25 protein-coding genes and 1 pseudogene are annotated in these 26,251 nt (G+C 57.0%); 18 read left to right on the plus strand and 8 right to left on the minus strand.

The window, feature by feature from the left end; genetic code table 11:
- Positions 1-103: 103 nt before the first annotated feature.
- Complete coding sequence (hemB, locus tag SOM40_RS04580; protein WP_106992090.1) at positions 104-1,078, minus strand: porphobilinogen synthase; 975 nt, start codon at positions 1,076-1,078, stop codon at positions 104-106.
- Between the two features lie 525 nt (positions 1,079-1,603).
- On the opposite strand from hemB, the gene SOM40_RS04585 reads away from it, so the two are divergent.
- Together SOM40_RS04585 and SOM40_RS04590 are read left to right on the plus strand one after the other, a co-directional pair.
- Positions 1,604-4,378 carry an autotransporter YaiT-related protein gene (locus SOM40_RS04585; RefSeq protein WP_320530607.1) on the plus strand — a complete coding sequence of 925 codons (2,775 nt, stop codon included), beginning with the start codon at positions 1,604-1,606 and terminating at the stop codon, positions 4,376-4,378.
- Positions 4,379-4,445: 67 nt separating this feature from the next.
- The gene (locus tag SOM40_RS04590; protein WP_106992092.1) at positions 4,446-5,072 is read left to right on the plus strand and encodes a helix-turn-helix domain-containing protein; all 627 of its coding nucleotides are present in this window, start codon (positions 4,446-4,448) and stop codon (positions 5,070-5,072) included.
- Here the strand turns inward: SOM40_RS04590 and ampH are convergent.
- Positions 5,069-6,238 (minus strand): D-alanyl-D-alanine-carboxypeptidase/endopeptidase AmpH, encoded by a 1,170-nt coding sequence (gene ampH, locus SOM40_RS04595; protein ID WP_106992093.1) that lies wholly within the window; start codon positions 6,236-6,238, stop codon positions 5,069-5,071. The two genes, SOM40_RS04590 and ampH, sit on opposite strands and share 4 nt — an antisense overlap.
- 287 nt (positions 6,239-6,525) lie before the next feature.
- Between ampH and sbmA the strand changes: the two genes are divergently transcribed.
- Positions 6,526-7,746: a peptide antibiotic transporter SbmA gene (gene sbmA, locus SOM40_RS04600; protein WP_320530608.1), complete on the plus strand. Its 1,221-nt coding sequence runs from the start codon at positions 6,526-6,528 to the stop codon at positions 7,744-7,746.
- Positions 7,747-7,760: 14 nt separating this feature from the next.
- A complete protein-coding gene (locus SOM40_RS04605) occupies positions 7,761-8,861 on the plus strand; it encodes a DUF1615 domain-containing protein (RefSeq protein ID WP_106992095.1) in 1,101 nt (366 codons plus the stop codon).
- Here the strand turns inward: SOM40_RS04605 and SOM40_RS04610 are convergent.
- The gene (locus SOM40_RS04610; protein ID WP_106992096.1) at positions 8,858-9,160 is read right to left on the minus strand and encodes a DUF2755 family protein; all 303 of its coding nucleotides are present in this window, start codon (positions 9,158-9,160) and stop codon (positions 8,858-8,860) included. The two genes, SOM40_RS04605 and SOM40_RS04610, sit on opposite strands and share 4 nt — an antisense overlap.
- A gap of 247 nt (positions 9,161-9,407) precedes the next feature.
- On the opposite strand from SOM40_RS04610, the gene SOM40_RS04615 reads away from it, so the two are divergent.
- Complete coding sequence (locus SOM40_RS04615; RefSeq protein WP_106992097.1) at positions 9,408-9,626, plus strand: DUF2754 domain-containing protein; 219 nt, start codon at positions 9,408-9,410, stop codon at positions 9,624-9,626.
- Here SOM40_RS04615 and ddlA read toward each other — a convergent pair.
- A complete protein-coding gene (gene ddlA, locus SOM40_RS04620) occupies positions 9,623-10,723 on the minus strand; it encodes a D-alanine--D-alanine ligase (protein WP_320530674.1) in 1,101 nt (366 codons plus the stop codon). The genes SOM40_RS04615 and ddlA overlap by 4 nt on opposite strands.
- A 106-nt stretch (positions 10,724-10,829) precedes the next feature.
- On the opposite strand from ddlA, the gene SOM40_RS04625 reads away from it, so the two are divergent.
- From SOM40_RS04625 to adrA, 6 genes and pseudogenes are all read left to right on the plus strand, one after another.
- Positions 10,830-11,549 (plus strand): extensin-like domain-containing protein, encoded by a 720-nt coding sequence (locus SOM40_RS04625; RefSeq protein WP_106992098.1) that lies wholly within the window; start codon positions 10,830-10,832, stop codon positions 11,547-11,549.
- Positions 11,550-11,682: 133 nt separating this feature from the next.
- Positions 11,683-12,906 (plus strand): multidrug efflux MFS transporter, encoded by a 1,224-nt coding sequence (locus SOM40_RS04630; protein WP_106992099.1) that lies wholly within the window; start codon positions 11,683-11,685, stop codon positions 12,904-12,906.
- A gap of 238 nt (positions 12,907-13,144) precedes the next feature.
- Positions 13,145-13,405 carry an anti-adapter protein IraP gene (iraP, locus tag SOM40_RS04635; RefSeq protein WP_106992100.1) on the plus strand — a complete coding sequence of 87 codons (261 nt, stop codon included), beginning with the start codon at positions 13,145-13,147 and terminating at the stop codon, positions 13,403-13,405.
- Positions 13,406-13,503: 98 nt separating this feature from the next.
- Positions 13,504-13,644 (plus strand): annotated as a pseudogene (locus SOM40_RS04640) (hypothetical protein); the annotation flags it as partial.
- A gap of 77 nt (positions 13,645-13,721) precedes the next feature.
- On the plus strand, positions 13,722-14,042 hold the full coding sequence (psiF, locus tag SOM40_RS04645; RefSeq protein ID WP_106992101.1) for a phosphate starvation-inducible protein PsiF: 321 nt from the start codon (positions 13,722-13,724) through the stop codon (positions 14,040-14,042).
- A 90-nt stretch (positions 14,043-14,132) separates the two neighbouring features.
- Positions 14,133-15,248: a diguanylate cyclase AdrA gene (adrA, locus tag SOM40_RS04650; RefSeq protein ID WP_181247189.1), complete on the plus strand. Its 1,116-nt coding sequence runs from the start codon at positions 14,133-14,135 to the stop codon at positions 15,246-15,248.
- 14 nt (positions 15,249-15,262) lie between these two features.
- Here the strand turns inward: adrA and proC are convergent, their stop codons facing one another.
- Complete coding sequence (gene proC, locus SOM40_RS04655) at positions 15,263-16,072, minus strand: pyrroline-5-carboxylate reductase (protein WP_225759419.1); 810 nt, start codon at positions 16,070-16,072, stop codon at positions 15,263-15,265.
- 86 nt (positions 16,073-16,158) lie between these two features.
- Between proC and SOM40_RS04660 the strand changes: the two genes are divergently transcribed.
- The 5 genes from SOM40_RS04660 to ppnP all read left to right on the plus strand — a co-directional run bounded on the left by SOM40_RS04660 (position 16,159) and on the right by ppnP (position 18,930).
- The gene (locus SOM40_RS04660) at positions 16,159-16,617 is read left to right on the plus strand and encodes a YaiI/YqxD family protein (protein ID WP_320530609.1); all 459 of its coding nucleotides are present in this window, start codon (positions 16,159-16,161) and stop codon (positions 16,615-16,617) included.
- Between the two features lie 272 nt (positions 16,618-16,889).
- A complete protein-coding gene (gene aroL / locus SOM40_RS04665; protein ID WP_225759418.1) occupies positions 16,890-17,414 on the plus strand; it encodes a shikimate kinase AroL in 525 nt (174 codons plus the stop codon).
- 46 nt (positions 17,415-17,460) lie between these two features.
- Complete coding sequence (gene yaiA, locus SOM40_RS04670; RefSeq protein ID WP_106992105.1) at positions 17,461-17,652, plus strand: protein YaiA; 192 nt, start codon at positions 17,461-17,463, stop codon at positions 17,650-17,652.
- 243 nt (positions 17,653-17,895) lie between these two features.
- Positions 17,896-18,573 carry an AroM family protein gene (locus SOM40_RS04675; protein ID WP_320530610.1) on the plus strand — a complete coding sequence of 226 codons (678 nt, stop codon included), beginning with the start codon at positions 17,896-17,898 and terminating at the stop codon, positions 18,571-18,573.
- Between the two features lie 72 nt (positions 18,574-18,645).
- The gene (gene ppnP / locus SOM40_RS04680; RefSeq protein ID WP_106992107.1) at positions 18,646-18,930 is read left to right on the plus strand and encodes a pyrimidine/purine nucleoside phosphorylase; all 285 of its coding nucleotides are present in this window, start codon (positions 18,646-18,648) and stop codon (positions 18,928-18,930) included.
- A gap of 56 nt (positions 18,931-18,986) precedes the next feature.
- Here the strand turns inward: ppnP and rdgC are convergent, their stop codons facing one another.
- Entirely contained in the window at positions 18,987-19,898 is a 912-nt protein-coding gene (gene rdgC, locus SOM40_RS04685; RefSeq protein WP_106992793.1) for a recombination-associated protein RdgC, read from the minus strand.
- 124 nt (positions 19,899-20,022) lie between these two features.
- Between rdgC and mak the strand changes: the two genes are divergently transcribed.
- Entirely contained in the window at positions 20,023-20,928 is a 906-nt protein-coding gene (gene mak, locus SOM40_RS04690) for a fructokinase (RefSeq protein WP_166181695.1), read from the plus strand.
- Between the two features lie 91 nt (positions 20,929-21,019).
- On the opposite strand, the gene sbcC is transcribed toward mak, so the two are convergent.
- Positions 21,020-24,151: an exonuclease subunit SbcC gene (gene sbcC, locus SOM40_RS04695; protein WP_320530611.1), complete on the minus strand. Its 3,132-nt coding sequence runs from the start codon at positions 24,149-24,151 to the stop codon at positions 21,020-21,022.
- Positions 24,148-25,353 (minus strand): exonuclease subunit SbcD, encoded by a 1,206-nt coding sequence (sbcD, locus tag SOM40_RS04700; protein WP_312999225.1) that lies wholly within the window; start codon positions 25,351-25,353, stop codon positions 24,148-24,150. Before sbcD ends, sbcC begins: the two co-directional genes overlap by 4 nt.
- A 194-nt stretch (positions 25,354-25,547) precedes the next feature.
- Here sbcD and phoB point away from each other — a divergent pair, with 194 nt between their 5' ends.
- Complete coding sequence (phoB, locus tag SOM40_RS04705) at positions 25,548-26,237, plus strand: phosphate response regulator transcription factor PhoB (protein WP_032616792.1); 690 nt, start codon at positions 25,548-25,550, stop codon at positions 26,235-26,237.
- Positions 26,238-26,251: the final 14 nt, after the last annotated feature.

Consider the following 26,251-nt stretch of genomic DNA (forward strand, 5'->3'; position numbering starts at 1 on the left):
TGTCCTGTTCAGACAGTAGAAGCGCCAGATGTCGGTGGTATTGCAGTGTGGTGAAGGTTTGTCGTAGGCCGGGTAAGGCGAAGCCGCCACCCGGCACTACGGATTAACGCAGAATTTTCTTCTCGGCCAGATCCAGCGCGAAGTAGCTGAAGATCAGATCCGCGCCCGCGCGTTTGATCGCCCCCAGGCTTTCGAGGATCACTTTCTCTTCGTCGATCGCTCCCGCCTGGGCGGCAAATTTGATCATCGCGTACTCGCCGCTCACCTGATAGGCGCCCAGCGGCAGATCGGTGCGCTCGCGGATATCACGCAGGATGTCCAGATAGGCGCCGGCCGGTTTCACCATCAGGCAGTCGGCGCCCTGGGCTTCGTCGAGCAGCGATTCACGGATCGCTTCCCGGCGGTTCAGCGGATTCATCTGGTAGGTTTTGCGATCGCCTTTCAGCGCGGTGCCCGCTGCTTCACGGAACGGGCCGTAGAAGGAGGAGGCGAATTTGGTGGAGTAGGACATGATCGCGGTATCGGTGAAGCCCGCGGCGTCCAGCGCCTGGCGAATGGCCTGCACCTGGCCGTCCATTGCGGCAGACGGGGCGATAAAGTCAGCGCCGGCGGCGGCGGCCACGACAGCCTGTTTGCCCAGGTTGAGCAGAGTTGCGTCGTTATCCACGCCATGATCGCACAGCACGCCGCAGTGGCCGTGGGAGGTGTATTCGCAGAAGCAGGTGTCGGACATGACGATCATCTCTGGCACCGTCTCTTTGGCGATGCGCGACATGCGCGCCACCAGACCGTCCTCTTTCCAGGCATCACTGCCGGTAGCGTCGGTGTGGTGGGAGATGCCGAAGGTCATGATCGACCGGATACCGGCGTTGGCGATACGCTCAATTTCGCGCGCCAGGTGTTTCTCCGGGATACGCATGACGCCCGGCATGGCCTCGATGGCTTTGTAGTCATCAATCTCTTCTTCAACAAAAATCGGCAACACCAGATCGTTTAAGGTCAGTGTTGTCTCTTCAAAAAGCGCGCGCAGAGCCGGGGATTTGCGCAGACGACGGGGACGAGCAATTAAATCGTTCATGATATGCCTGACGAGTGTGAATCAAAGAGGGCCAGTGTACCCGAAACGCCCGTCGACTGTTTTACTAAAGTTGTCGTTTAGCCCGCAGAATGCGGGGCAGGATAGTCTGGCCTTATTTCCGGGTTTCATTTTATCGTCTGAAATAACTTTACGCTCTATTTACCTAAGATAAATCTGTCCCAAAGATATATCGGGACCAGGTAACATCCTAACCTGGCGGGATTCTATTTTTATGTGCGCGTTGTTACTTATTTATTTAATCTCTTATTTGCTTTTGTTTTATAACTTTCAATGATCTTTCACCTCTAATTTGCTTGCTTTCGAATGGGTATAAATTGTTGTATTTGGATGAGTTTTTATTATTTTTTATATTTCAAAAAGTATTTAACTTATTCCGTCTGTTTCCGGACATAATTGCTGGATTCATTGAACCATTTTGTTTTGAGGCTGCATAATTCGCCTCGCAATATATTTGCACTGTATTTACGGACAAACTTGCTTACGTCCCTGAGGAGGGATGACCCAATGCAAACATGGAAAAAGAAACTTGTTGTATCTCAACTTGCATTAGCCTGCACGCTGGCTATCGCTTCTCAGGCCAATGCAAAAGATATTTCTGGTAGCACTTACAACACCTTCGGTTACGATAATACCGCCACCTCGGCCTGGTATAACGGATATACCGACTGGAATTACTCTTCTGCGGCCCATGATGGCGATATCTATCCCGTCATCAATAAGTCGACGGTGAACGGCGTGATTTCAGCCTATTACCTGGATGATGGCGCAGGCGGTCGGGCCAACGCCCTGTCGATCGCCAACAGCACCATTAACGGGATGATCACCTCCGAGTGCATGACCACCGAATGTGCCGGCGGTCTGAATACCGACGGTACGACGCATCAACAGTACGATCGTTTTGCACTGACGGTGGACAACACCACCATCAACGACACCTATGAGCATTACGCTTATGACGTGGTGAACGGCTCCACCACTACCACCCAATACTGGGACACTCACGCGCTGGGCAACGCCATTACCCTCGACGTGGAATCTGACATCGTTATCCAGAACAACTCCCGCATCGCCGGGATCACCCTGACTCAGGGCTATCACCAGCTGGATAACACCCCATATGACGCGGTCACCGGCATCGAAGATAACAGCCATGTCTTCACCAATACCCTGCAGGTGAACGATTCCGTTGTCACTTCCGGTGCTTATAGCGATCTAGGCACCAGCGGTTTCTATGGCCAGTCGGCGAAACCGAGCGATTACGGTGAAAGCGCAGCCACCGCCCTGGATGATGCGGCGCTGATCGTGGCGGCCAGCAGCGCGGATAACGCCATGCGCACCACGGCTACCTTCGATCACTCCACCCTGACCGGTGATGTGCTGTTCAGCAGCACCTTCGACAATAACTTCTATCCGGATGGCGATCCGGCCACCGACACCACCGCTGACGGCGTCTACAACCCAACCACCAACGGCTGGGACGGGACTGACAGACTGGATCTGACCCTGACCAACGGCAGCAAGTGGGTCGGTGCGGCGGTTTCCAGCGTCGAAGCGATTGGACCTGCTGATATGTATGGCCTCGGCTACAGCAGCGTCGACTGGCACAGCCTGGTACCGAACAGCATCTGGCCAGGCTCCACCTTCAACAGCAACGGCCATCTGGTGGGCAACCAGGTTTATCAGAGCGGGATTTTCAACGTTGCGCTGGATAACGGTTCCGAATGGGATACCCGTAAGCAGTCCAACATCGATACCCTGACCGTCAACAACCGTTCGCAGGTGAACGTAGAGAGCTCCAGCCTGCTGGCTGACAGCATCACGCTGACCAACGCCTCCACCATGAATATCGGCGATGCCGGTGGTGTGGCAACCGACAGCCTGTATCTCGACAGTTCAAGCCTGACCACCCTGACTCAGGAAACAGCGGAGCTGTACGCCAACACCATTACCGTGGATAACCGTGCAGAGCTGGCGCTGGGTCTGGGCCAGGTCGACACCCATAAACTGGTGCTGACCGACGGCGGTGTGCTGAACGTGGCCAGCCGCGATTACGTGTTCAATTCCGATCTGAACAATGCCCGCTATGTCACCAACGATATCCACCAGGCAGAGTACGACTTCGGGACCATCGCTCTGAACTCGGATGGTCATCTGGCGGTGAACGGTGAAGTCTCCGGTAACTACAAAGTCCGTCTGGATAATGCGACCGGGGCCGGTTCCGTTGCCGACTATAAAAACAAAGAGATCGTTCGTATTTACGATAACAACGCTGATACTCAGGCCAGCTTCACCGCGGCCAACAAAGCGGATCTCGGGGCTTACACTTACCAGGCGCAGCAGCAGGACGACACCGTGGTGCTGCATCAGGAGCGCCTGACCGATTACGCCAACATGGCGCTGAGCATTCCGTCTGCCAACACCAACATCTGGCATCTGCAGCAGGATGCACTGGCTAACCGTCTGACCAACAGCCGTCACGGCCTGGCGGACAACGGTGGCGCATGGGTGAATGTCTTCGGCGGCAATTTCGACGGCGATAACGGCACTATCCACTACGATCAGGACGTCAGCGGCATCATGGTGGGTCTCGATACCCATATTGATGGCAACAACGCCGACTGGATCTTCGGTGCGGCAGCCGGCTTTGCCAAAGGCGATATGAACGATCGCAGCGGCCAGGTGGATCAGGACAGCCAGTCCGCGATGCTCTACTCCGCGGCACGCTTTGCTAACGATGTTTTCATCGACAGCTCCCTGAGCTACTCACGCTTCAATAACGATCTCTCTGCCAACATGAGCACGGGCGAATACGTTGATGGCAACACCACGACTGACGCCTGGGGCTTTGGGCTGAAGCTGGGCTACGACTGGAAACCGAATACTGCCGGTTACCTCACGCCGTATGCTGCCATCTCCGGCCTGTTCCAGTCAGGTGATGATTACCGCCTGAGCAACGATCTGCGCGTGGGTAGCCAGTCTTACGACAGCATGCGTTATGAAGCCGGTTTCGACGCGGGCTACACCTTCGGTTACGGCGACGATCAGGCGCTGACACCGTTCTTCAAACTGGCCTACGTTTATGACGACGCCGGTGAAGATGCCAGCGTTAACGGTGACAACATCGATAACGGTGTGAAAGGTTCCGCGGTACGTGTGGGCCTGGGTACGCAGTTTAGCTTCACCAAAAACTTCAGTGCCTACACTGATGCCACTTACCTTGGTGGTGGTGATGTTGATCAAAACTGGGGTGCCAACCTCGGTGTGAAATACACCTGGTAACACGCCTGATGCGGGGAGGATTATCTCCCCGCTTTTTTTGCGTCAGTTAAGATGACTCGAGATCTGCATGAACCGGTATGCAAAACCCATTTCTGAATTCTCCCGGCTCGAAAAGTGCCTCTCTGCGCACAGCACGCCGTTCAAACTCTCTGCCCAGCTTCCGGTGTTTGCGGAGCGCAATGAAGAAGAGTACTACGCGGTCGTACTGCAGTCAGGATCGCTCAGTATTCACCGACAGCAGGATGACCTGCTGGTTGAGATTGTCGCCGCACCCTACATCTTCGGGATCAACGCCGGCATGATGGGCTGCAGCACAGAGTACCTGCTGGTAACACAATCCCCCTGTTCCGGGTTCTACCTCCCCGCCTCTGGCGCCCGCCATCTGATCCAACAGGCCGGTTTATGGTCTGATGCGTTCTGCTGGCTCTCCTGGCACCACCGGGTGATGGAGATCCGCGATAAGCAGCTGGTGGGCAATAACTCCTACAGCCAGATCCGCGCCACGCTGCTGGATATGGCCCAGTGGGATGAATCCTTACGGATGCGGGTGGGGGTGATGAGCTACATTCAGCGACGCACGCGCATTTCACGTTCGGTGGTGGCAGAGGTGCTGGCGGCGTTACGGCAGGGGAACTACATCATTATGGAAAGGGGCAAACTGATTAGGGTCAACCATTTGCCCGCTGAATATTAGTCTAAGGACGCGGGGATCGCCCGCGGCTTGTTCTCGCTCAGTTCAACCACCAGCTGGTTGACGCCGTCGCTCATATTGACGAAACGCGTGAGCGGCGAGCGCGTCACGACCACGAATACGCCCACGTTAGACTGCGGGATCATCGCCATATAGGTAATGAATCCACCGCCACCGCCGGTTTTCTGGATAATGCCCGGACGACCATTTTTCGGTGCCATATAGACCCAGCCGAGGCCCAGCGCATCCGCGCGGCCTGGCACATCCATGCCAATCACCCGCGTTAACTGGCTGCGCTGATAAATCAGCGTCTGCATTCTGTCGGCCTGATTGCTGCGCGCATAGAAATCAGAAGAGAGGAACTGCTGCATCCAGCGCATCATGTCGCCCGGGGTGGAGTAAACTCCGCCGCTGCCCACCGCTGCCAGGGTGTTGTTACACGGGCTGGCTCCTTTCTCCGCCACCATCAGACGCTTGCACTGATCGGGGGAGGGGGTAAAGGTGGTGTCTTTCATCCCCAGCGGACGGGCGATTTGCTCGTCGAACAGCTGGGCATAGGGTTTGCCCGCCGCGGTGCCCAGCGCATCGGCCAGCAGATCAAAGGCCAGATTTGAGTAGGCGGCCTGCGAGCCCGGCGATGATTTCAGGGTAGCGGTGGATAACCAGTTCCAGCGTTGATCCCGGGTCGGCCAGACAAATACCGGACGATGCGCGGCGCCGCCCGGCTGTTCGCGTGGCAGGGCGCTGGTATGGGTAGCCAGGTTGACGAGGGTAATCGGCGCGCCCTGGTAAGTTGGCACCCGTGCCCCCGGCGGGGCATATTTGCTTAACGGATCGTTCAGCTTCACCACGCCCTGATCGAGCAGTTTCACCAGCATTTCACTGGTCATTAATTTGGTCAGGGAGGCAATGCGCACCACCGAATCCAGCTGCGGGTGAACGTTGTTTCCTGGACGCGTTTCGCCAAAGCTGCGAAATACGCGCTGATTGCCGTCAATCGCCACCAGGGCCATCCCCGTTGCGCCGCTGCCGTAAAAAATCAGGTTCGCATAGCGATCGACCACATCGGAGGCGAAAGCCGGATCGGCAATCGGCTGGGCAGGGGCAGCCTGCACGCAGGTGAGGCTGGCCGTATACAGCACGGCGGAGAGTAACAGACTACGTTTCAACGAAAGCATCCATGAAGTGAATGAAAAAAGTATGCGTATTTATACTACTAAACGGCGTATTGCAAAGGCCTGAACAGCATAACGATAGCGTGAAAAACGTAACCATGGGTAAATACAAACAATTTCGTTATTACCGATCTCATGTTTTGTGACATTGCGCTTATGATACCTGTCAGGTTCACTTACTTTTCCGCTCAGGTGGCGGTTGACGACGAACTAAAATCGGGCCGGCAGGTCTGATAATCCGTCGTCCACAGCAGTAGCGATAACTACAAGAAGGAAGCGTTATGTTTAAGTCGTTTTTCCCAAAACCGGGACCCTTTTTTCTCTCGGCCTTTATTTGGGCTCTGATCGTTGTCATTTTCTGGCAGGCCGGTGGTGGCGCCTGGTTAGAGCGCCTGTTCAGCATCACGGGCGATGTACCCATTAGCGCGGCGCGTTTCTGGTCGCCGGGCAATCTGCTTTTCTATGCGTATTACGCCCTCTGCGTCGGGGCGTTTGCCCTGTTCTGGTTTATCTGGTCGCCGCACCGCTGGCAGTACTGGTCTATTCTCGGCACCTCGCTGATCGTGTTCGTCACCTGGTTTCTGGTGGAAGTTGGGGTGGCGATCAACGCCTGGTATGCCCCTTTCTATGACCTGATCCAGACCGCCCTCAGCGCGCCGCATAAAGTCACCCTCAACCAGTTTTATCATGAAGTGGGCGCCTTCCTCGGCATCGCCCTGATCGCCGTTGTTATTGGCGTGTTGAACAACTTCTTTGTCAGCCACTATGTGTTCCGCTGGCGTACCGCGATGAACGAATACTATATGGCGCACTGGCAGCAGCTGCGCCATATCGAAGGGGCGGCCCAGCGTGTGCAGGAAGACACCATGCGTTTCGCCTCTACCCTGGAGAATATGGGGGTGAGTTTTCTCAACGCCATCATGACCCTGATCGCTTTCCTGCCGGTGCTGGTGACGCTGTCGGCGCACGTGCCGGAGCTGCCGGTCGTCGGTCATCTGCCGTACGGCCTGGTGATCGCTGCTATTGTCTGGTCGGTAATGGGCACCGGTTTGCTGGCAGTAGTGGGGATCAAGCTGCCGGGGCTGGAGTTTAAAAACCAGCGCGTTGAGGCGGCTTACCGTAAAGAGCTGGTCTATGGCGAAGACGATGCCAGCCGCGCCTCGCCGCCGACGGTACGCGAGCTGTTCAGCGCGGTGCGTCGCAACTATTTCCGCCTCTATTTCCACTACATGTACTTCAATATCGCCCGCATCCTTTATCTGCAGGCGGATAACGTTTTCGGCATAATCCTGCTGTTCCCCTCGATTGTGGCCGGTACGATTACGCTCGGTCTGATGACCCAAATCACCAACGTTTTTGACCGGGTACGCGGTTCGTTCCAGTACCTGATCAACTCCTGGACTACGCTGGTGGAACTGATGTCCATCTATAAACGTTTACGCAGTTTCGAACATGAGCTGGATGGTCAGGATCTACAGGAAGTGACCCATACGTTGAGCTAATACAGGGAGTCGTTATGTCTTTTACCGTACCGCGTGCGTTACCGTTGTCGTTGCTTGCCGCCCTGGTGTTAGCCGGGTGTGCAGAGAAGGGGGCTGCGCCACTGAAAAAGGGCGAAAAGCCCGTCGATGTGGCAAGCGTCGTGCGGCAAAAAATGCCTGCCTCGGTGAAAGACCGGGATCAGTGGGCGTCGGCGCTGGCGAAAACCTTCGAAAGCCAGAAGATCGCCCCTACCGAGGAGAATATCTGCTCGGTACTGGCAGTGGCGCAGCAGGAGTCGCTGTATCAGTCCGATCCGGCGGTGCCGGGGTTGAATAAGATCGCCTGGAAAGAGATCGACCGTCGGGCAGAAAAGCTGCACATTCCGGCGTTTCTGGTCCACACGGCGCTGAAAATCACCTCGCCGAACGGGAAAAGCTATAGCGAGCGGCTGGATACGGTGAAAACCGAGAAACAGCTCAGCGCCATCTTTGACGATATGATCGGGACGGTGCCGATGGGCCAGACCCTGTTTGGCTCCCTGAATCCGGTACATACCGGCGGGCCGATGCAGGTCAGTATCGCCTTCGCTGAAAAGCATACCGACGGCTATCCGTGGAAAATCGAGAATACGGTGCGTCAGGAGGTCTTCTCCCTGCGCGGCGGGCTGTGGTTCGGCACCTACCATCTGCTGAACTATCCCGCCAACTACGATGTGCCGCTCTACCGCTTTGCTGACTTCAACGCTGGCTGGTACGCCAGCCGCAATGCAGCATTCCAGAATGCGGTCAGCCGCGCCAGTGGCGTGAAGCTGGCGCTGGACGGGGATCTGATTGCCTATGGCAGTAGCGAGGCAGGGAAGACAGAGCTGGCGGTGCGTAAGCTGAAAGGCAAGCTGGACATGAGCGACAGTGAGATCCGCCAGCAACTGGGGAAAGGCGACAGTCTGGCATTTGAGAAAACCGAGCTGTATCAGCAGGTGTATAAACTGGCGGAGCAGAAGAGCGGCAAGACATTACCGAAAGCGATGCTGCCAGGGATCCAGCTTGAGAGCCCGAAAATCACCCGCAATCTGACTACCGCCTGGTTTGCCCAGCGCGTAGACGATCGCCGGGCGAAGTGTATGGCCTTGAATTAACGGTAGCGGCGCCAGCGCACGACCAGCGCAACGGCGCCCAATACCACCAGCCCCACCAGGAACGGGATCAGCCCGAAGACGGTTCCGACGCCCAGCCCAATTTCCACGCGCGGCCGCCCGGAATCTTCGACCTGCATCAGGTGTTCATACACGCCGGGCGCATGCACCAGGATGTTCAGCAGCTGTGAGCCTGCCCAGAAGCAGAACAGCACAAACAGAGCGTAAGCGATATTTCCTGCCGTGGAGGTCTTAGGTTGTCTGGTGCTGAAAATCGGCTTCGACATAGTAAAGTCTGCCATAACTACCTCCGGTATGTTCTGTCTGGCTAAATGCCTGTTGTACACGTTGAGTTTGACAGCACATGGCCGATGTCAATATCGGAATGATGGTAATTTAGCCTGGAGAATTCTCCTGGATGTGCGAATTTTGCCGCACATCACAGATTTTTTACTTAAGTGAAATTCCCTCTCATTTCAGATTTTCCGCATGCGCCACAGACCTGACGACAAAACTGTGCGAGGATAGATTTTTTCTTCTGGAGCGACCATGAAACTGCCTGCCAAAATCCGCCGTGACTGGCATTTCTACGCCTTTGCTATTGGGCTTATCTTTATTCTGAATGGGGTGGTGGGGCTGTTGGGCTTTGAAGCGAAGGGCTGGCAAACCTATGCGGTAGGGCTGGTGACCTGGGTTGTCAGTTTCTGGCTGGCTGGGTTTATCATTCGCCGCCGCCCGGAAGAGACGACGGCAAACGAGGCGGATTAACCTGTTACCGAAATCTGAAGCGCGCTGTCAGCGGCATGTCGCTCCAGCGCCAGTTCAATCAGACGAGTGATCAGATCCGGATAGCTGAGGCCGCTGGCCTGCCACAGTTTCGGGTACATGCTGATGTTGGTGAAGCCTGGCAGGGTGTTGATTTCATTGATAACAACGCGATTATCCGCCGTTAAGAAGACATCAACACGCGCCATGCCGCGACAGCCCAGCGCCTGATACGCTTCGATGGCAATGGCGCGGATCGCGTCATTAACCTTAGCATCCAGCACGGCAGGCACCACAACCTGCGCGCCCTGGTCGTCGATGTATTTGGTGTCGTAAGAGTAGAACTCGCTGTTCAGGACCACTTCGCCACAGGTGCTGGCCTGCGGGAAATCATTCCCCAGTACCGCGCACTCGATCTCACGGCCTTTAATTCCCTGTTCCACCACTACTTTGTGATCGAAGGTGAAGGCCAGACGCACCGCCTCGCTGAACTGCGCTTCGCTGTTTACTTTGCTGACGCCGACGGAGGAGCCCTGGTTTGCCGGTTTAACGAACAGCGGCAGGCCGAAGCGGGCGCTGAGATCGGTAAAGGTATGCTGGTCGCGGTTGGCGCGGGTGAGGGTGACAAAAGGTGCCACGTTCAGCCCGGCATCGCGCAGCAGGCGTTTGGTCACGTCCTTATCCATGCAGGCGGCGGAACCGAGGACGTCAGAGCCGACGAACGGCAGGTTAGCCATTCGCAGCATCCCCTGCAGGGAGCCGTCTTCGCCCAGCGTGCCGTGGACGATCGGGAAAATAACGTCGAGGTGCGAAAGCGTCTGTCCGGTGCTGGCATTGATCAGCTGGCCCTGCATTACCCCCGGTACGGTGGCAACGCTAATCTCAGACGGGTTCAGCGCAATGCGCGCGGGATCGTCGGCATTGAGCAGATAGCCCTGCTCGTCGTTAATGTGCCACTGGCCCTGTTTATCGATCCCTAACAGCACGACCTCAAAGCGGCTCTTATCAATCGCGTTAACGATATTTTTGGCCGATTGCAGCGACACTTCGTGCTCGGCTGATTTTCCCCCAAAGACAATACCTACCCGCAACTTCGCCATCACTTCGCTCATCCACTCTGACTCAAAACGCTTACCCTATCACGATGCCCGGCGGAATTCGCCGCCTTCTGCCATAATGTTTTGGCACATTGTTTCAGGAGGATGAGTGAAAGGGAAAAGCCTGATTATCTGTATTGCAGTCATTGCTGCGGCCATCGCGGGCTACCGCTGGCTGCCGTCGTATTACAACCCCTTTGCACCGCTTTCCCTCGACGATCCCCCCGGCACTCTGACCCAGTTTAAGCTGCGTCGCCTGACCCCTGAGCATTGTGAAATCCTGCTGGCGCAGGCCAATGCGCGCCAGCTGATCCGCACCCAGACGGTGGCCGATAGCACCGGGGAGTGCCCGCTGAGTGATGTGGTGCGCGTGCGCAGTTTTGGCCAGGTCAGTCTCAGCAGCAGTTTCCTCGCCAGCTGCCCGCTGGCACTCAGCTCGGCGCTGTTCGTCAATCAGCAGGCCCGGCCCCTGACCCAAACCATGATGGGCAGCAGCCTGTCGCGCATTGATCATCTCGGCAGCTTTGCCTGCCGGAATATCTATCATCGGCCCAATGCCCGGCGCAGCGAACATGCTACCGCCCAGGCGCTGGATATCAGCGGCTTTACGCTGGAGAACGGCCAGCGGATCTCGGTTCTGCGCGGCTGGAAAAATGACGCTTCCGGGCCGTGGCTGCGGGCGCTGCTGGGTGCCAGCTGCGGCTATTTCGGTAATGCCCTCGGGCCGGACTACAATGCCGCCCACGCCAACCATTTTCATCTGGGGATGCGGGGATTTGGCTACTGCCCGCAAAGCATAAATCACCAGACAAAAGGCCAAAATATGTGACATGTTTCACAGATATGATGACTGGGAAGATAAAACACCGAAGTCACGGCAGGCGCATCCCTGACAACTTTCGGCGCAGTGTAACTTGCTAATCTGATAGTGAATTCACGCAAAATGTAGACAGTATCCGCCTATGGAATCCTGGAAAGTTAACCTCATTTCGGTCTGGTTTGGTTGTTTTTTCACCGGCCTTGCCATCAGCCAGATTTTACCTTTTTTGCCGCTGTACGTTTCCCAGCTTGGCGTCTCGTCCCACGAGGCCTTATCGATGTGGTCAGGCCTGACCTTCAGCGTCACTTTTCTGGTTTCCGCTATCGTCTCGCCGATGTGGGGCAGCCTTGCCGATCGTAAAGGGCGCAAGCTGATGCTGCTGCGCGCCTCCCTGGGAATGGCAATTGCGATCCTGCTCCAGGCCTTTGCCACCAACGTCTGGCAGCTGTTTCTGCTGCGTGCGCTGATGGGGCTGACTTCCGGCTATATTCCAAACGCCATGGCGCTGGTGGCATCCCAGGTGCCCCGGGACCGCAGCGGTTGGGCCATCAGCACGCTGTCGACGGCGCAGATCAGCGGTGTGATTGGCGGCCCGCTGATGGGCGGCTTTCTGGCTGACCACGTCGGTCTGCGAGCGGTGTTCCTCATCACCGCTGTCCTGCTGGTGATCAGTTTTCTGGTGACGCTGTTTCTGATTAAAGAGGGGGCGCGTCCGAGCGTGAGCAAGGCGGAGCGCCTCAGCGGTAAGGCGGTCTTTGCCTCGCTACCTTATCCATGGCTGATGATCAGCCTGTTTATCACCACAATGGTGATCCAGCTCTGCAACGGTTCGGTAGGGCCGATCCTCGCGCTGTTTATTCAGTCGATGGCGCCGGAGAGCACCAATATCGCCTTCCTGAGCGGGATGATTGCCGCCGTGCCGGGCGTCTCGGCGCTGATGTCGGCCCCGCGTCTCGGTAAGCTGGGGGATCGCATCGGCACCGGCCGCATTCTGATGGCGACGCTTATCGTGGCGGTGGTGCTCTTCTTTGCCATGTCCTTTGTCACCACCCCCTTCCAGCTCGGGGTGCTGCGCTTCCTGCTGGGCTTTGCCGATGGCGCCATGTTGCCTGCGGTACAAACGCTGCTAATTAAGTACTCCAGCGATCGGGTGACCGGGCGGATCTTCGGCTATAACCAGTCGTTTATGTATCTGGGGAACGTCGCCGGTCCGCTGATGGGGGCGGCGGTCTCTGCGATGGCCGGATTCCGCTGGGTGTTTGCCGCTACCGCGGTGGTGGTATTGCTCAATATAATCCAGCTGGCATGGGCCATGCGGCATCGACGCCAGCAGGAAGCCCGGACGCGGGCGAGTAAAAGATTGTAGCGCCGCTGTAGAATAGAGTTAAGCCGGGCTGTCATTATCTTTTATTTGAAATGGCGGTTCTGCTTTTATTTGGCATTGTGGACTCAGTTTGAATTTAATTTAAGTCACACTTTTCCGGCAGCCAGCCAGATTAATTTATGAGGCGTGTGGCGTTTGGCTAAAAATAGTACTTTTAACTACTTTGCAAGCCTCAGGCATAATGATAACGTCGGAAAAAACGTGATAAGGAAATAGCGCTGTGAAAAATCTCATTGCTGAGTTGTTGCTGAAGCTTGCCCAAAAGGAAGAAGAGTCGAAAGAGCTGGTGGCCCAGGTCGAAGCCCTGGAAATTGTGGTGACTGCCTTGTTACGCCAGATGGCGAAAAGCGAGCAGCAGGCGCTGATCGACAGCGTGGAAGGCGCGCTGGATGAGGCCCGACCGGCTACGCAGGTATCGGCCCAGGACAGCGAAATGCTGCAGCAATACGTAAAAAAGCTGTTACGGCACCCGCGCAGCTGAACGGTCATATGACTTAAGTTTGTGTCATAGATCCGTCATATCGGTTGCCTATAGTCGCTCTGTTTTATTTTTTATCTATTTCTCCATGGAGAAAATAAGTGAAACAGAGCGCACGTTATATTGCATTACTTCCCCTGTTATTTACCCCTGCGATTTATGCTGAAACTGTGGCATCGACCAGAGTTCTGGATAATCGTGCCGCCCAGGGTGATATTACCCAGCCTGCCGCTGACCGGCAGGAAAAAAACGTCTGCCGGGTGGTTTTTTCAGCAGCACGAACCAGACTTACTGTGATCATCCACAGAAGGATAGTGCTATGAAAATCACCCTGCTGGTTACCCTGCTTGTCGGCCTGTTTTCTCTTACCCCGGTAGGGGCACAGGATAAACAGCTCACCCCGCAGCAGCAACGAATGACCACCTGCAATCAACAGGCGACCGCCCAGGCTCTGAAGGGCGACTCCCGCAAGACTTACATGAGCGACTGCCTGAAAAACGCCTCCTCGAAACCGGGCGAAAAAAGCCTGAATCCTCAGCAACAAAAGATGCGCGAATGTAATAGCCAGGCGACCCAACAATCCCTCAAAGGCGACGATCGAAATAAGTTTATGAGCGCCTGTCTGAAGAAAACCGGCTAGTTCAAACGGGTGAGCGAGCCCGGACGCTCACCCGAAATATCATACTTAGCCTAAAGTAAGCCTTTCTATAATTTGGGAAAATGCTTTTGAGTGTTCCCAAAAACCATGAATGATGAAAACTTTTACAGCAAAATCTTTTCCCGGGAAGGAATCGGTCAGGCATATTCGGCGGATGAGCATCACCGCTCGGGTCTCCGCCTGGCGCGTCAGTTGCGCTGGCCGCGTACAGCGGGTCTGGCCATTCTCTTTTTCCCGATTGCCAGCGTGCTGGTTGCGCAGCCAGTCAACGGTGTCTGGTGGCTGCTGCTGGTTGGCTGGGCGTTTGTCTGGCCCCATCTGGCCTGGCAATTAGCGGCGCGTTCGACCAATCCCTGGAACGGTGAGATGTTTAACCTCAAGGTCGACGCCATTATGGCCGGGGTCTGGATTGGGGTGATGGGAGTTAACGCCATGCCCAGCGCGGCGCTGGTGATGATGATGAGCATGAACCTGATTGGCGTGGGTGGCATTCGGCTGTACGGCCCCGGGGTGATAATGACCGCGCTGGCCGCGCTGGTCTCCCTGCAGCTTACGCACGTCACGCCGGACTATGCCAGCACGCCGCTGGAAATCGGGCTCGCGCTGCCGGTGATCGTCTGTTACCCCATGCTGTTTGCCTGGGTGAGCTTCCATACGACAAGTCGTCTGGTGGAGCATAAGCGCCGGCTTGAGTTGATGAGTACCCTGGACGGCATGACGGGCGTCTTTAACCGTCGCCACTGGGAAGTGTTGCTGCGCACGGAGTATGAAAATTGTCGCCGCTACCAGCGTAGCGCCACGCTTCTGCTGATCGATATCGATCACTTCAAGAGGATTAATGACAGCTGGGGCCATGACGTGGGCGATCAGGCGATTGTCGCCGTCACCCGTCAGCTGCAGCTCACGTTACGCGCCAGCGATATTATTGGCCGTTTTGGCGGGGATGAGTTCGCGGTGATCATGAGCGGGACGACGGCGGAGAGCGCCATTGCGGCGATGTCGCGGGTACACGAGCGGCTGGCAGATTTACAACTGCCGGGGCCGCCGCACGTAAAGATCTCCATCAGCGTCGGCGTAGCGCCGCTCACGACGTCGATGGTGCATTATCAGGAGTGGCTTAAAGCGGCGGATATCGCGCTCTACAAAGCGAAAAATGCCGGACGTAACCGCACCGAAGTGGCCGCCTGACGCCCGGCAGTCGGTCAGGACTTACTTAACAGCTCTGATTTTTCCATGCACTTCGTCATGGCTTCAATGACGGCAGCACGGAAGCCGCGCTCCTCCAGCACCCGCACCGCTTCGATGGTAGTGCCGCCCGGGGAACAGACCATATCTTTCAGCTCGCCCGGATGCTTGCCGGTTTCGAGTACCATTTTGGCTGACCCCATCACCGCCTGTGCGGCAAATTTATAGGCCTGCGCACGGGGCATTCCCCCCAGAACGGCCGCATCGGCCATCGCTTCAATAAACATAAACACGTAGGCAGGCGCCGAACCGCTGACCCCGACTACCGGATGGATCATCGCCTCGGCAATCACTTCGGCTTCCCCGAAGCAGCGGAAAATATTGATCACATCGGCCACTTCTTCAGCGGTCACCAGCGCGTTAGGGGTGATGGAGGTCATGCCTGCGTTGACCAGCGACGGCGTGTTAGGCATCGCGCGGACAATTTTACGGTCATGTCCCAGGGCGCGCGCCAGCTGGTCGAGGGTAACGCCCGCGGCGATAGAGACCACCAGCGTATCTTTATTCAGGCTGGAGGTGACGTCGCTCAGGACTTTCACCATCATGTTCGGCTTCACCGCGCCGAAGACGATATCGGCCACCTGCGCCACTTCCTGGGCGCTTTGCGCGGCGTTGACGCCATACCGATCGTGCAGAGCGGCAACCTTGTCAGGCGACGGGGTATAGACCCAGATCTGGCCAGGCAGCACCTGGCCGCTGGCGATCAGACCGCCGAGAATGGCTTTGCCCATGTTACCGCAGCCGATAAAACCGATTTTCTTCTCCATCACGTCTCCCTCTTAAACTTTGTTATGATTGTGGAACTTTAGCCTATCAGGTTTTATCACGCAGCATTATATGCCGGAGAGAGAAGATGGCGATTTGGGTGGATGCCGATGCGTGTCCGAATGTCATTAAAGAGATCCTGTTTCGTGCCGCCGAGCGCGTGCAGATGCCGATGACGCTGGTGGCGAATCAGACCCTGCGCGTGCTGCCGTCCCGCTTTATACGCACCCTGCGCGTGCCGGCCGGTTTTGACGTGGCCGATAACGAAATCGTGCGCCAGTGCAGCCCCGGGGATCTGGTGATCACCGCCGATATCCCGCTGGCGGCAGAAGTGCTGGAGAAAGGGGCAGCGGCGCTGAATCCGCGCGGGGAGCGTTACTCCCCGGCCACCATCCGCGAAAAGCTGACGATGCGCGATTTTATGGATACGCTGCGCGCCAGCGGCGTCCAGACCGGCGGGCCGGACAGTTTGTCCCAGCGCGACAGACAAGTGTTTGCTGCCGAACTCGATAAATGGCTGCTGGAAGTGAAACGCCGCCAGGGTTAATCATCACTGTGACATATGATTCGGCCACTATTACCCCGTTCCGGGGTTGTCAACGGCGGGTGGGTTCAGGTAAGGTGAGCGCACCGTTAAGTGCAATCATTTCTTTACAGGATATCCCCTGATATTTCTGGCATTGACTGAAATGGCATATTAACGCCACGCCTGATGTAATAAATTTTTTACGATTACTTATGTACTAGCTTAATGGTATCATGGCACTCTTTTCGACTTCACCCACCGCATGCCTGCGGCCTTAAGGGGAACACCTGGTTATGACCCAGCCTATTTTTTTAATTGGCCCCCGCGGCTGTGGAAAAACCACCGTCGGCCTGGAACTGGCGCGTCTGTGCCAGAGCGAATTTGTTGACACCGATCACTGGTTGCAGACCCATGCCGGTAAGAGCATTGCTGAGATCGTTGAGCAGGAAGGGTGGGAGAGCTTCCGCGCCCGCGAGACGGCCACTCTCGAGGCGGTGACGGCGGGTTCCGGCATCATTGCCACCGGCGGCGGCATTATTTTATCGGCTTATAACCGGCAGTTTATGCGCGAAAAGGGAACGGTGATTTACCTTTGCGCCCCGGTGCCGGTGCTGGTCGAACGCCTTGAAGCCTTCCCGGAAGAGGGCCAGCGCCCGACCCTGACCGGCAAGCCCATCAGCGAAGAGGTGAGCGCAGTGCTGGCCGAGCGCGACGCCCTCTATCGCGAAGCGGCTCACCACGTGGTGGATGCTTCTCTGCCACCGGCTCAGGTGGTGCAAAATATCGTAACCGCACTGCATCTGGCATGCGCCAGCTAACTGATGTCTATACTGTTAGTTCAGCCATGAAAAAAAAGGATGAACTATGCCAACCAGACCTCCCTATCCGCGTGAAGCCCGTATTGTTGCCGTTGAAAAAGGTGCGACGGGCCAGACTGTCACCTGGTATCAGCTGCGCGCCGACCACCCAAAACCCGATTCGCTGATCAGCGAGCACGAAACGGAGCTGGAAGCGCAGGATGCCAAAAAGCGTTATGAAGATCCCGATAAAGCCTGATCAAATTCTGAAAGCGGAAAAAACCGTACCCTAATCACACTATTTAAAAAGCGATAACTTTAAACGGAGGGTAATGTACTGGCTTAACAGACACATCCTGTCAGGCTCGCGGATCTTTACATTCCGGCTCGTTAATCAACTGCTACGCTTTTCAGCACTTTTTCTGAACAGCGCACTGTACAGCGAAGCGAGCCTGTCTCTGTGTCCCGATCACGGTAGTGGTAGTAAAGAAAGGCGAGAACAATGAAAGCGACGTTGGCGATCCTCACCATTGGGGTAGTCCCGGTAAGCGAAGTACTCCCGCTCTTAACGGAGCATATCTCTGAACAACAGATTACACATCACAGTCTGCTCGGTACGCTGAGCCGGGAAGAGGTCATGGAAGACTACGCCCCTGAACCGGGGGAGGCGCTGCTGCCAACCCTGCTCAGCGACGGCGAGCTGGGCAATGTCTCGCAGCCAAAGATCGAGCGCGCCCTGCAAAGCGTTATCGAAGTGCTCGATAACCGAGATTATGAAGTCATCCTGCTGATGAGTACTGCGCCTATCACCGGGCTCGTTGCCCGTAATGCGATCCTGCTGGAGCCGATGCGGATCATCCCGCCGCTGGTCGGATCAATTGTCGACAGCCATCAGGTGGGGGTGATCGTGCCGATCCCGGAACTGCTGGAGAACCAGTCGCACAAGTGGCGCGGGCTGGTCAAAACACCGCTGCTTTCCGTGGCGAATCCGTTCTGGGACAGCGAAGCGAAACTGATCGACGCCGGACGCGATCTGCTGGAGCGCGGCGCGGACGTTCTGATGCTCGACTGCCTCGGTTTCCATCAACGCCACCGCGATTTACTGCAAAAAACGCTGGATGTGCCGGTGCTGCTGTCAAACGTGCTGGTAGCCCGGCTGGCCTCGGAATTGTTGGTCTGATGATTTTGCGTGACAGGCATGGAGCGTCCCCCCTATATTGGATTCACATCCAATGACAATAAGGACCAGTCCATGCTTCAGAGTAATGAATACTTTTCCGGTAAAGTGAAGTCCATTGGTTTTACCAGCAGCATTACTGGCCGTGCCAGTGTTGGCGTGATGGCGGAAGGGGAGTATGCCTTCGGTACCGCGCAGCCTGAAGAGATGACCGTGGTCAGCGGTTCACTGAAAGTATTATTGCCGGGGGAGACGGAGTGGAAAGTGTATAACCCGGGCGATGTTTTTAACGTACCTGGCCACAGCGAGTTCCATCTGCAGGTAGCTGAGCCTGCGTCCTATCTGTGTCGTTACCTGTAAAAAAAGAGCCGGGTTAACCCGGCTCCTGTTTCTGGCATAAAGCCTGGCATTAAGCATTAACGCTGTGCTTCGCCGCCCAATCCTTCCACCACGCTCTGAATCAACGCCGCCAGTTCACCCGTCATCAGAATGAAGTCAGCATCAAAACGCTGGGCATAGTCGTCCCGGTCGATATCGTCGTTCTGATCGCGAAGCTCATCGGAGAACTTCAGTCGCTTGATCGAGCCATCGTCACACATCATGAATTGAATGCGCTGCTGCCAGTCGAGCGCCAGCTTGGTTACCAGCTTGCCGGCTTCGATGTGTACTGCGATTTCGTCGCTCACCAGCTCCTGCTTCTTGGCACGGATCACGCCGCCGTCTTCGAGGATTGCTTTCAGTTCGGCTTCGTCCAGCAGCTGGAAGCCCTGCGGAACGCTGTTACCCCGCACCCACTCGGTGAGGGTCAGCTCGATCGGGTTTTCCATCGTCAGCGGCACCACCGGCAGCGAACCGAGGCTTTTACGCAGCAACGCCAGCGTATCTTCCGCTTTTTTGGCGCTGGCGCAGTCGACCATAATCAGGCCGTTAACCGTGTCGATCCACATCATGGTCTGGCTGAAGCGGCTAAAGGCACGCGGCAGCAACGAGTGCAGAACTTCATCTTTCAGCGAATCTTTTTCGGTTTTTTTCAGCTTACGGCCCTGTTCGGCTTCAAGCTTGAAAATTTTGGCTTCCAGCGCCTGTTTCACCACCGGCGTCGGCAGGATCTTCTCTTCCTTACGCGCACAGATGATGATTTGACCATTGGTGGTGTGGGTCAGCGCATCGCTTTGTGATCCCATAGGCGGAACCCATCCGGTTTTCGCCATGTCCTGGCTGCCACACGGGGTAAATGCGTAAAGGTCTAACTGTTTTTCCATCTCGTCGGCGCGCAGCTCGATGTCGCGGCTGAGACGGTAAACCATCAAATTTTTGAACCACAGCATGATAATTTCCACGGTCTTGTCGTTTAATTCAGCGGGCATGATAGCGAATTGTCGCATCGCTTGCATTGCTAATCGGGTAGCAGGCTTCTACTCTGTTGATAATCAAAAAAATGAGGAACGTCCTGTGCGAATTGGTATAGATCTCGGCGGCACCAAAACAGAAGTCATTGCCCTGGGCGAGCAGGGGGAACAGCTGTTCCGCCATCGCCTGCCGACCCCGCGTGACGACTATCAGCAGACCATCGAAACCATCGCCAGTCTGGTGGAGATGGCCGAAAAGGCCACCGGCCAGACGGGCACGGTGGGCATGGGCATTCCAGGTTCGATTTCGCCCTATACCGGGGTGGTGAAAAATGCTAACTCCACCTGGCTTAACGGCCAGCCCTTCGACCGCGATTTAAGCCAGCGGCTGAACCGTGAGGTGCGCCTCGCGAACGACGCCAACTGCCTCGCGGTGTCGGAAGCCATTGATGGTGCAGCGGCGGGCGCGCAGACGGTATTTGCGGTGATCATCGGCACCGGCTGCGGAGCAGGGGTGGCCTTTGGCGGCCGCGCCCATAGCGGCGGCAACGGCACCGCAGGGGAGTGGGGGCACAACCCGCTGCCGTGGATGGATGAGGATGAGTTGAAGTACCGCGCTGAAGTGCCGTGCTACTGCGGCAAACAGGGCTGTATCGAAACCTTTATCTCCGGCACCGGCTTCGCCACCGATTACCGCCGTCTGAGCGGGCATCCGCTGAAAGGCAACGAGATCATGCGCCTGGTGGAAGAGCAGGATGCCGTCGCGGAGCTGGCCTTTAGCCGCTACGAAATGCGGCTGGCCAAATCGCTAGCGCACGTGGTGAATATCCTTGACCCGGATGTCATTGTGCTGGGTGGCGGAATGAGCAACGTGGATCGTCTGTATACCACCGTTCCGCAGCTGGTGAAGCAGTGGGTGTTTGGCGGTGAATTCGAAACCCCTATCCGCAAAGCGGTGCACGGCGACTCCAGCGGCGTACGCGGCGCGGCCTGGTTGTGGCCAGAATAAAAGCAAAACGGCAACGTACGTTGCCGTTTTTAGTGTTTGTTCCCTCTCCCCTGTGGGGAGAGGGTCAGGGTGAGGGGTAAAGACCGCACCGTTAATCCACCGCAAATACCTTATCCAGCCTGCTGTACCCCAGCCCGTTAATCTTCTTCACTTTGATCTGCACCGGAATGCGCTCTTTCATCGCCTCGACGTGGCTGATGACGCCAATGGTTTTGCCGCTGGCATTCAGCGCGTCCAGCGCATCCAGGGCGGTATCCAGCGTTTCGCTGTCGAGGGTGCCAAAGCCCTCATCGAGGAACAGCGAGTCAATCTGCGTTTTATGGCTCACCAGGTCGGAGAGCGCCAGCGCCAGCGCCAGACTCACGAGGAAGCTCTCCCCGCCGGAGAGAGTACGGGTATCGCGCACGGCATCCGCCTGCCAGGTATCCATCACCTCCAGCTCCAGCGCGTCGCTGGCCTTGCGTTGCAGCAGGTAGCGACCATGCAGGCGGGTCAGTTGCTGGTTGGCGAGCCACACCAGGTTGTCGAGGGTTAAGCCCTGGGCAAACTTACGGAAGCGATCGCCCTCTTTAGAACCGATCAGCGCGTTGAGATACCCCCAGTCATCCGCCAGCCGGGCTGCGGCCTCAATCTCCTGCATCAGCGCCTGCTGGTGCAGGCGGTTATCGCTGTCCTGCTTGAGCTGCTGGCGGATCTCCCCCTGGCGGGTGGTGTTTTCGCGAAGCCGGAGCGCGAGCTGCTGTAGCTGCTCCTGAAGAACCGGGGCTTCTGAGGTCACTCCTTCGGGGCGGTGTTCCAGATGCTCGTTCAGCCGCTGACCGGCCTGCTGGAGCAGCGCCGTCGCCTGCTGGATCTGGTTCTCCAGGGTCTGCTTCTGTTGCTCCAGGCGGTGGAGGGTATCGTCATCCAGCAGGGCGGCGAGAAACGCCTCGCGATCGGCAAAGACGCTGGCAGCCAGCGCGGCAGCAAACTGCGCTTCGGCATGCTGCAGGCGTTCGCTCTCCAGTTTGCGCTGCTGTTGCAGGGTGGCAAGCTGGCTGTGCAGCGACACACACTCGGTATGGATCTCGCGCCAGTTTTCCGGGATAACGCTTTCTGCTTCAGTCGATTCCGTGGCCGGAAGGGTCTCCAGCAGCGGTGTCAGGGCAGTGATGCGGTCCCGCAGGGCGTTATGCTGAGACTGCTGTGCCTGCCAGCGCTGCGACGCTTGTTCACGTTCCGCGAGCCAGGCCTGCTCTGCGCCGTCTTCGGGCATCGCCAGCGACAACGCCTGAAGAGATTGTTCCATCGCGGTGCGGGCTGCCGCCAGCTGCTGGAGATAGCTTTGTTGCAGGGCTTCCTCTTCGTGGAGCTGACTTTGCAGCGTCAGGCGCTGGCTAAGCTGGTATAGCTGCTGTTCGTACTGCTCCTGCTGATCCAGCCAGGGGGCGATATCATCCTGAATATTCAGGTTCACCCTCAGGGAGGCGCAAACCTGCTGCCACTCTTCAGTGAGCGCCTGCGCGTCCCGGACCAGCGTCTGCGCCTCGTCTGTTTCTCGCTGCATCTGGGTGGTGAGGGCATTCACCTGGCCCAGCACCAGCAGGCCCTCCTCTTTAAGGGTGGCGACCTCTTTCTCCATCGCCTCCCGGCGAAGCTGGTTTTCCGTGAGCGCTAACGCCTGGTACTGCGCAATGGCAGGGTGCTCGGTGGACCCGCAAAGCAGGCAGGGTTTGCCGGCCTCCAGTTCCGCCCGGTAGCTCTCCAGCTTTTTGATCTTCTCTTCCTGCTCGCATAAGGCCTTTAGATCGAGATAGTGCTGGTTTTTCTCTTTGTACTGCTGGCGGCGCAGCGTCAGCGTTTCATTGAGTTTTGCCAGATCGCCCTGCGCCTTTTGCACGCTCTCATTATTCTGACTGAGCCGCTTTTGCAGGGGCTGATAGCGGGCGTGGAGAGTGGTCAGACGCTGGCGCGCCGCGCGGGCCTGAGTTTGCTGCGCCATTTCGGCGGCAGCTTGTTCTGCCGTAAGCGTCAGGGTGTTTTCCGGCAGGCCCGCCAGCTTCTGGCGTAATTCCGCGATACGCCGGGTCAACGTCGCGAGCTGCGTTTTATCCCGGTTTAGCTGGGTGAAGTGCGCCCGCCAGCCCGCCATCTCCTGACCCCAGTGGCGGAAGCGGTCGTGGTCGGCCAGCCATTGCGTCAGGGTGGTGAATTCGGTCTGCAATTGATCCTGTACGCGCAGCGCTCCGTTGCGGATCCGCGCGCGCAGCGCCTCGCTGGACTGTAAGCGAGTATTCACATCCAGCATCTGCTGTTCCGTTTGCGCCAGGCGGGCGATCTGCTCCTGCTGCCGATCCCACTGCGGGCGCAGCAGGGCGGCGGGCTGAGCCAGATGCAGCTTTTCCAGCTCGGGAGTGGCGTCGGTCAGGGCCTGCTGCGCCTGCTGCCGGGCGGCCATCGATCGCTGCTGCTCGCGCAGCAGCTCATCGTGGCGGGTCAGCCAGTTAAACGCTTTCTGCTGGGCCTGCTGTTGGGCCAGCAGCTGTTGTTCTTCGTCAGTATGTACCTGCAAACCTTGCTGGAGCTGCTGCTGTTGCTCGTCGCTGAGTAACACCACCCCGGCGGCCTGGGCTTCACGCCTCTCCAGCTCGCTGCGCGCCGCTTTATGTTTTTCAAATACCATCGCCGAGATCTGGCCGTAAATTTCGGTCCCGGTTAGCTCCTCCAGCAGTTCGGCGCGCTCTTTCGGCCGGGCGTTGAGGAAGGCGGCAAATTGCCCCTGGGAGAGCAGCATCGAGCGGGTAAAGCGGTCATAGTCCAGCCCGGTCAGCGAGGCGACAAGCTCCAGTTTATCCTTCACTTTATCCGCGAGGATTTTGCCGTCTTCACACTGGGCCAGTTCCACGCGCGGCACCTGCAGGTTGCCGTCCGGCTGATTGCGCGCCCGGTTCTGGCTCCAGAAGGCGCGGTAGGCGACGCCTTTCACCTCAAACTCCACCTCCGCCAGACACTCAGCGGTGTCGCGGGTCATCAGATCGTTCTGCGATTGCGAGACGGTGTTGAGGCGTGGCGTCTCGTGGTACAGCGCCAGGCAGATGGCATCCAGCAGGGTGGTTTTCCCGGCGCCGGTGGGGCCGGTGATGGCAAACAGGCCGTTGCTAAGAAAAGGCTCGGCGGTAAAGTCGATTTTCCATTCGCCCTTGAGCGAGTTGAGGTTTTTCAGACGCAGGCTGAGAATTTTCATGCGTTATCCTCCTCGTTATCGAGAGCGTGCAGGGCATGGCTGAACAGCTCGTTTAACCGGGCCCGCCGGGCGTCATCGAGGGTCTCCTGCGCCAGGCGGCGCTCAAACACCTCCTCCACCCGCAGCTCGCTGAGGGTTTCACGCAGGCTGTTGGCGAGGAGCTTCTCACGCAGCTCGCGACTGCGCCGCACCAGCAGCACCTCTACCGGCAGATCTTCCGTCAGGTGCTGAATCTTACGCTGCATGTCGTGCAGGTACTCTTCGGTGGCAATTTCGATATCCAGCCAGACGGGAGGCGTCTGCGCCACGCCGCGCCACTGCTCAAGCTGGGCGGCGATGGCCGCCAGATCGCCCTTCAGCACCGCCAGCGGTTGGGTGATGGGCACCTCCAGGGCGTCGACGGCGCTGAGCTTACCCTGGTCAAAACTCACCAGATGCACGCTTTTGCTTTTGCCGGTTTCATCAAAGCTGAGGGGGATAGGGGAGCCGCAGTAGCGAATGTGATCGCAGCCGCCAATCTTCTGGGCGCGGTGAATATGGCCCAGCGCAATATAGTCCGCCGCCGGGAAATGCTGTGCCGGGAAGGCGTCCAGCGTCCCGATGTAGATGTCACGTACCGCGTCACTTTTACTGGCCCCGACGGTGGTGAGATGCCCGGTGGCGATAATCGGCAGGACGCTGTCGCCGCGAAGCTGGCAGGCGGCGGTATATTGATCGGCATAATAGTGGGTGATGGCCTCTAACAGCTGCTGCTGTTTCTCGATCCCCGAGAGGCCTGCCTGGCTTTTCATCACGTCGCGAGGGCGCAAGAACGGGATCGGGCACAGCACCGCCCCGGGCGTCCCGTCGCGTTTGCGCAGGATCTGCGGCCCGTGACCGGCGCTGGCGACCACGGTGGTATTAAGAAAGGCCAGAATTTCACGGGATTCATTCAGCGTGGCCACGGAATCATGATTGCCCGCAACAATCACCAGATGACAGCCGGTCTTCTGCAGGTTGACCACGAAACGGTTATACAGCTCTCGCGCATAGCTTGGCGGCGATCCGGTGTCGAAGATGTCCCCGGCCACGAGGATGGCGTCCACCTGGTGGGATTCTGCCATCTCAAGCAGCCAGGTGAGGAAGGCTTCATGTTCGGCGGCGCGGCTTTTACTGTAAAAGTTTTGTCCCAGATGCCAGTCCGAGGTGTGAAGTATGCGCATAACAGATCCGTGGCAAAAAAAAGTAAGCGGGATTATAAACATTCAGGGGAAGGAAGATAACCGCTACAATCAGGGCAGCCAGAAAACAACGGCTTGCCTTTATTGGTGGGCAGGTTTTTCATAAATCTGTCATAAATCTGACGCATAATGACGCCGTATTACAAACATGTAACCTAAATAAGACAGGGCTAAGTATGGCGAGACGTATTCTGGTCGTAGAAGATGAAGCACCCATTCGTGAAATGGTCTGCTTTGTGCTCGAACAAAATGGCTTTCAACCGGTAGAAGCCGAAGATTACGACAGCGCGGTGAATCAGCTCAACGAACCCTGGCCCGATCTGATCCTGCTCGACTGGATGTTGCCCGGCGGCTCAGGTCTGCAATTCATCAAACATATCAAACGTGAAGCCTTAACCCGCGATATCCCGGTGATGATGTTGACCGCGCGCGGCGAAGAGGAAGATCGTGTTCGCGGCCTTGAGACCGGCGCGGATGACTACATCACCAAACCTTTCTCTCCGAAAGAGCTGGTGGCGCGTATCAAGGCCGTGATGCGTCGTATTTCACCGATGGCGGTGGAAGAGGTGATTGAGATGCAGGGCCTGAGCCTGGACCCCACCTCGCACCGCGTCATGACTGGTGAAAATCCCCTCGATATGGGGCCTACCGAATTCAAACTGCTGCACTTCTTCATGACTCATCCGGAGCGCGTCTACAGCCGCGAGCAGTTGCTCAATAATGTCTGGGGCACTAACGTGTACGTTGAAGACCGGACGGTGGATGTACATATTCGTCGTCTGCGTAAGGCCCTGGAAACCAGCGGTCACGATCGCATGGTACAGACCGTCCGCGGCACGGGTTATCGTTTCTCAACCCGTTTCTGAACAATGACAGGAGT

Source organism: Leclercia sp. CFBP8987, assembly GCF_034044995.2.
In the GTDB taxonomy this organism is placed as follows: Bacteria; Pseudomonadota; Gammaproteobacteria; order Enterobacterales; family Enterobacteriaceae; genus Enterobacter; species Enterobacter tamurae.

Excerpts from the sequence above, each read along its gene's own strand:
- hemB (WP_106992090.1), bottom strand. The coding sequence starts at position 1,078 with ATGAACGATTTAATTGCTCGTCCCCGTCGTCTGCGCAAATCCCCGGCT.
- SOM40_RS04585 (WP_320530607.1), top strand. The coding sequence starts at position 1,604 with ATGCAAACATGGAAAAAGAAACTTGTTGTATCTCAACTTGCATTAGCC.
- SOM40_RS04590 (WP_106992092.1), top strand. The coding sequence starts at position 4,446 with ATGAACCGGTATGCAAAACCCATTTCTGAATTCTCCCGGCTCGAAAAG.
- sbmA (WP_320530608.1), top strand. The coding sequence starts at position 6,526 with ATGTTTAAGTCGTTTTTCCCAAAACCGGGACCCTTTTTTCTCTCGGCC.
- SOM40_RS04605 (WP_106992095.1), top strand. The coding sequence starts at position 7,761 with ATGTCTTTTACCGTACCGCGTGCGTTACCGTTGTCGTTGCTTGCCGCC.
- SOM40_RS04610 (WP_106992096.1), bottom strand. The coding sequence starts at position 9,160 with ATGGCAGACTTTACTATGTCGAAGCCGATTTTCAGCACCAGACAACCT.
- SOM40_RS04615 (WP_106992097.1), top strand. The coding sequence starts at position 9,408 with ATGAAACTGCCTGCCAAAATCCGCCGTGACTGGCATTTCTACGCCTTT.
- ddlA (WP_320530674.1), bottom strand. The coding sequence starts at position 10,723 with ATGGCGAAGTTGCGGGTAGGTATTGTCTTTGGGGGAAAATCAGCCGAG.
- SOM40_RS04630 (WP_106992099.1), top strand. The coding sequence starts at position 11,683 with ATGGAATCCTGGAAAGTTAACCTCATTTCGGTCTGGTTTGGTTGTTTT.
- psiF (WP_106992101.1), top strand. The coding sequence starts at position 13,722 with ATGAAAATCACCCTGCTGGTTACCCTGCTTGTCGGCCTGTTTTCTCTT.
- proC (WP_225759419.1), bottom strand. The coding sequence starts at position 16,072 with ATGGAGAAGAAAATCGGTTTTATCGGCTGCGGTAACATGGGCAAAGCC.
- SOM40_RS04660 (WP_320530609.1), top strand. The coding sequence starts at position 16,159 with ATGGCGATTTGGGTGGATGCCGATGCGTGTCCGAATGTCATTAAAGAG.
- aroL (WP_225759418.1), top strand. The coding sequence starts at position 16,890 with ATGACCCAGCCTATTTTTTTAATTGGCCCCCGCGGCTGTGGAAAAACC.
- yaiA (WP_106992105.1), top strand. The coding sequence starts at position 17,461 with ATGCCAACCAGACCTCCCTATCCGCGTGAAGCCCGTATTGTTGCCGTT.
- SOM40_RS04675 (WP_320530610.1), top strand. The coding sequence starts at position 17,896 with ATGAAAGCGACGTTGGCGATCCTCACCATTGGGGTAGTCCCGGTAAGC.
- ppnP (WP_106992107.1), top strand. The coding sequence starts at position 18,646 with ATGCTTCAGAGTAATGAATACTTTTCCGGTAAAGTGAAGTCCATTGGT.
- rdgC (WP_106992793.1), bottom strand. The coding sequence starts at position 19,898 with ATGCTGTGGTTCAAAAATTTGATGGTTTACCGTCTCAGCCGCGACATC.
- sbcC (WP_320530611.1), bottom strand. The coding sequence starts at position 24,151 with ATGAAAATTCTCAGCCTGCGTCTGAAAAACCTCAACTCGCTCAAGGGC.
- sbcD (WP_312999225.1), bottom strand. The coding sequence starts at position 25,353 with ATGCGCATACTTCACACCTCGGACTGGCATCTGGGACAAAACTTTTAC.
- phoB (WP_032616792.1), top strand. The coding sequence starts at position 25,548 with ATGGCGAGACGTATTCTGGTCGTAGAAGATGAAGCACCCATTCGTGAA.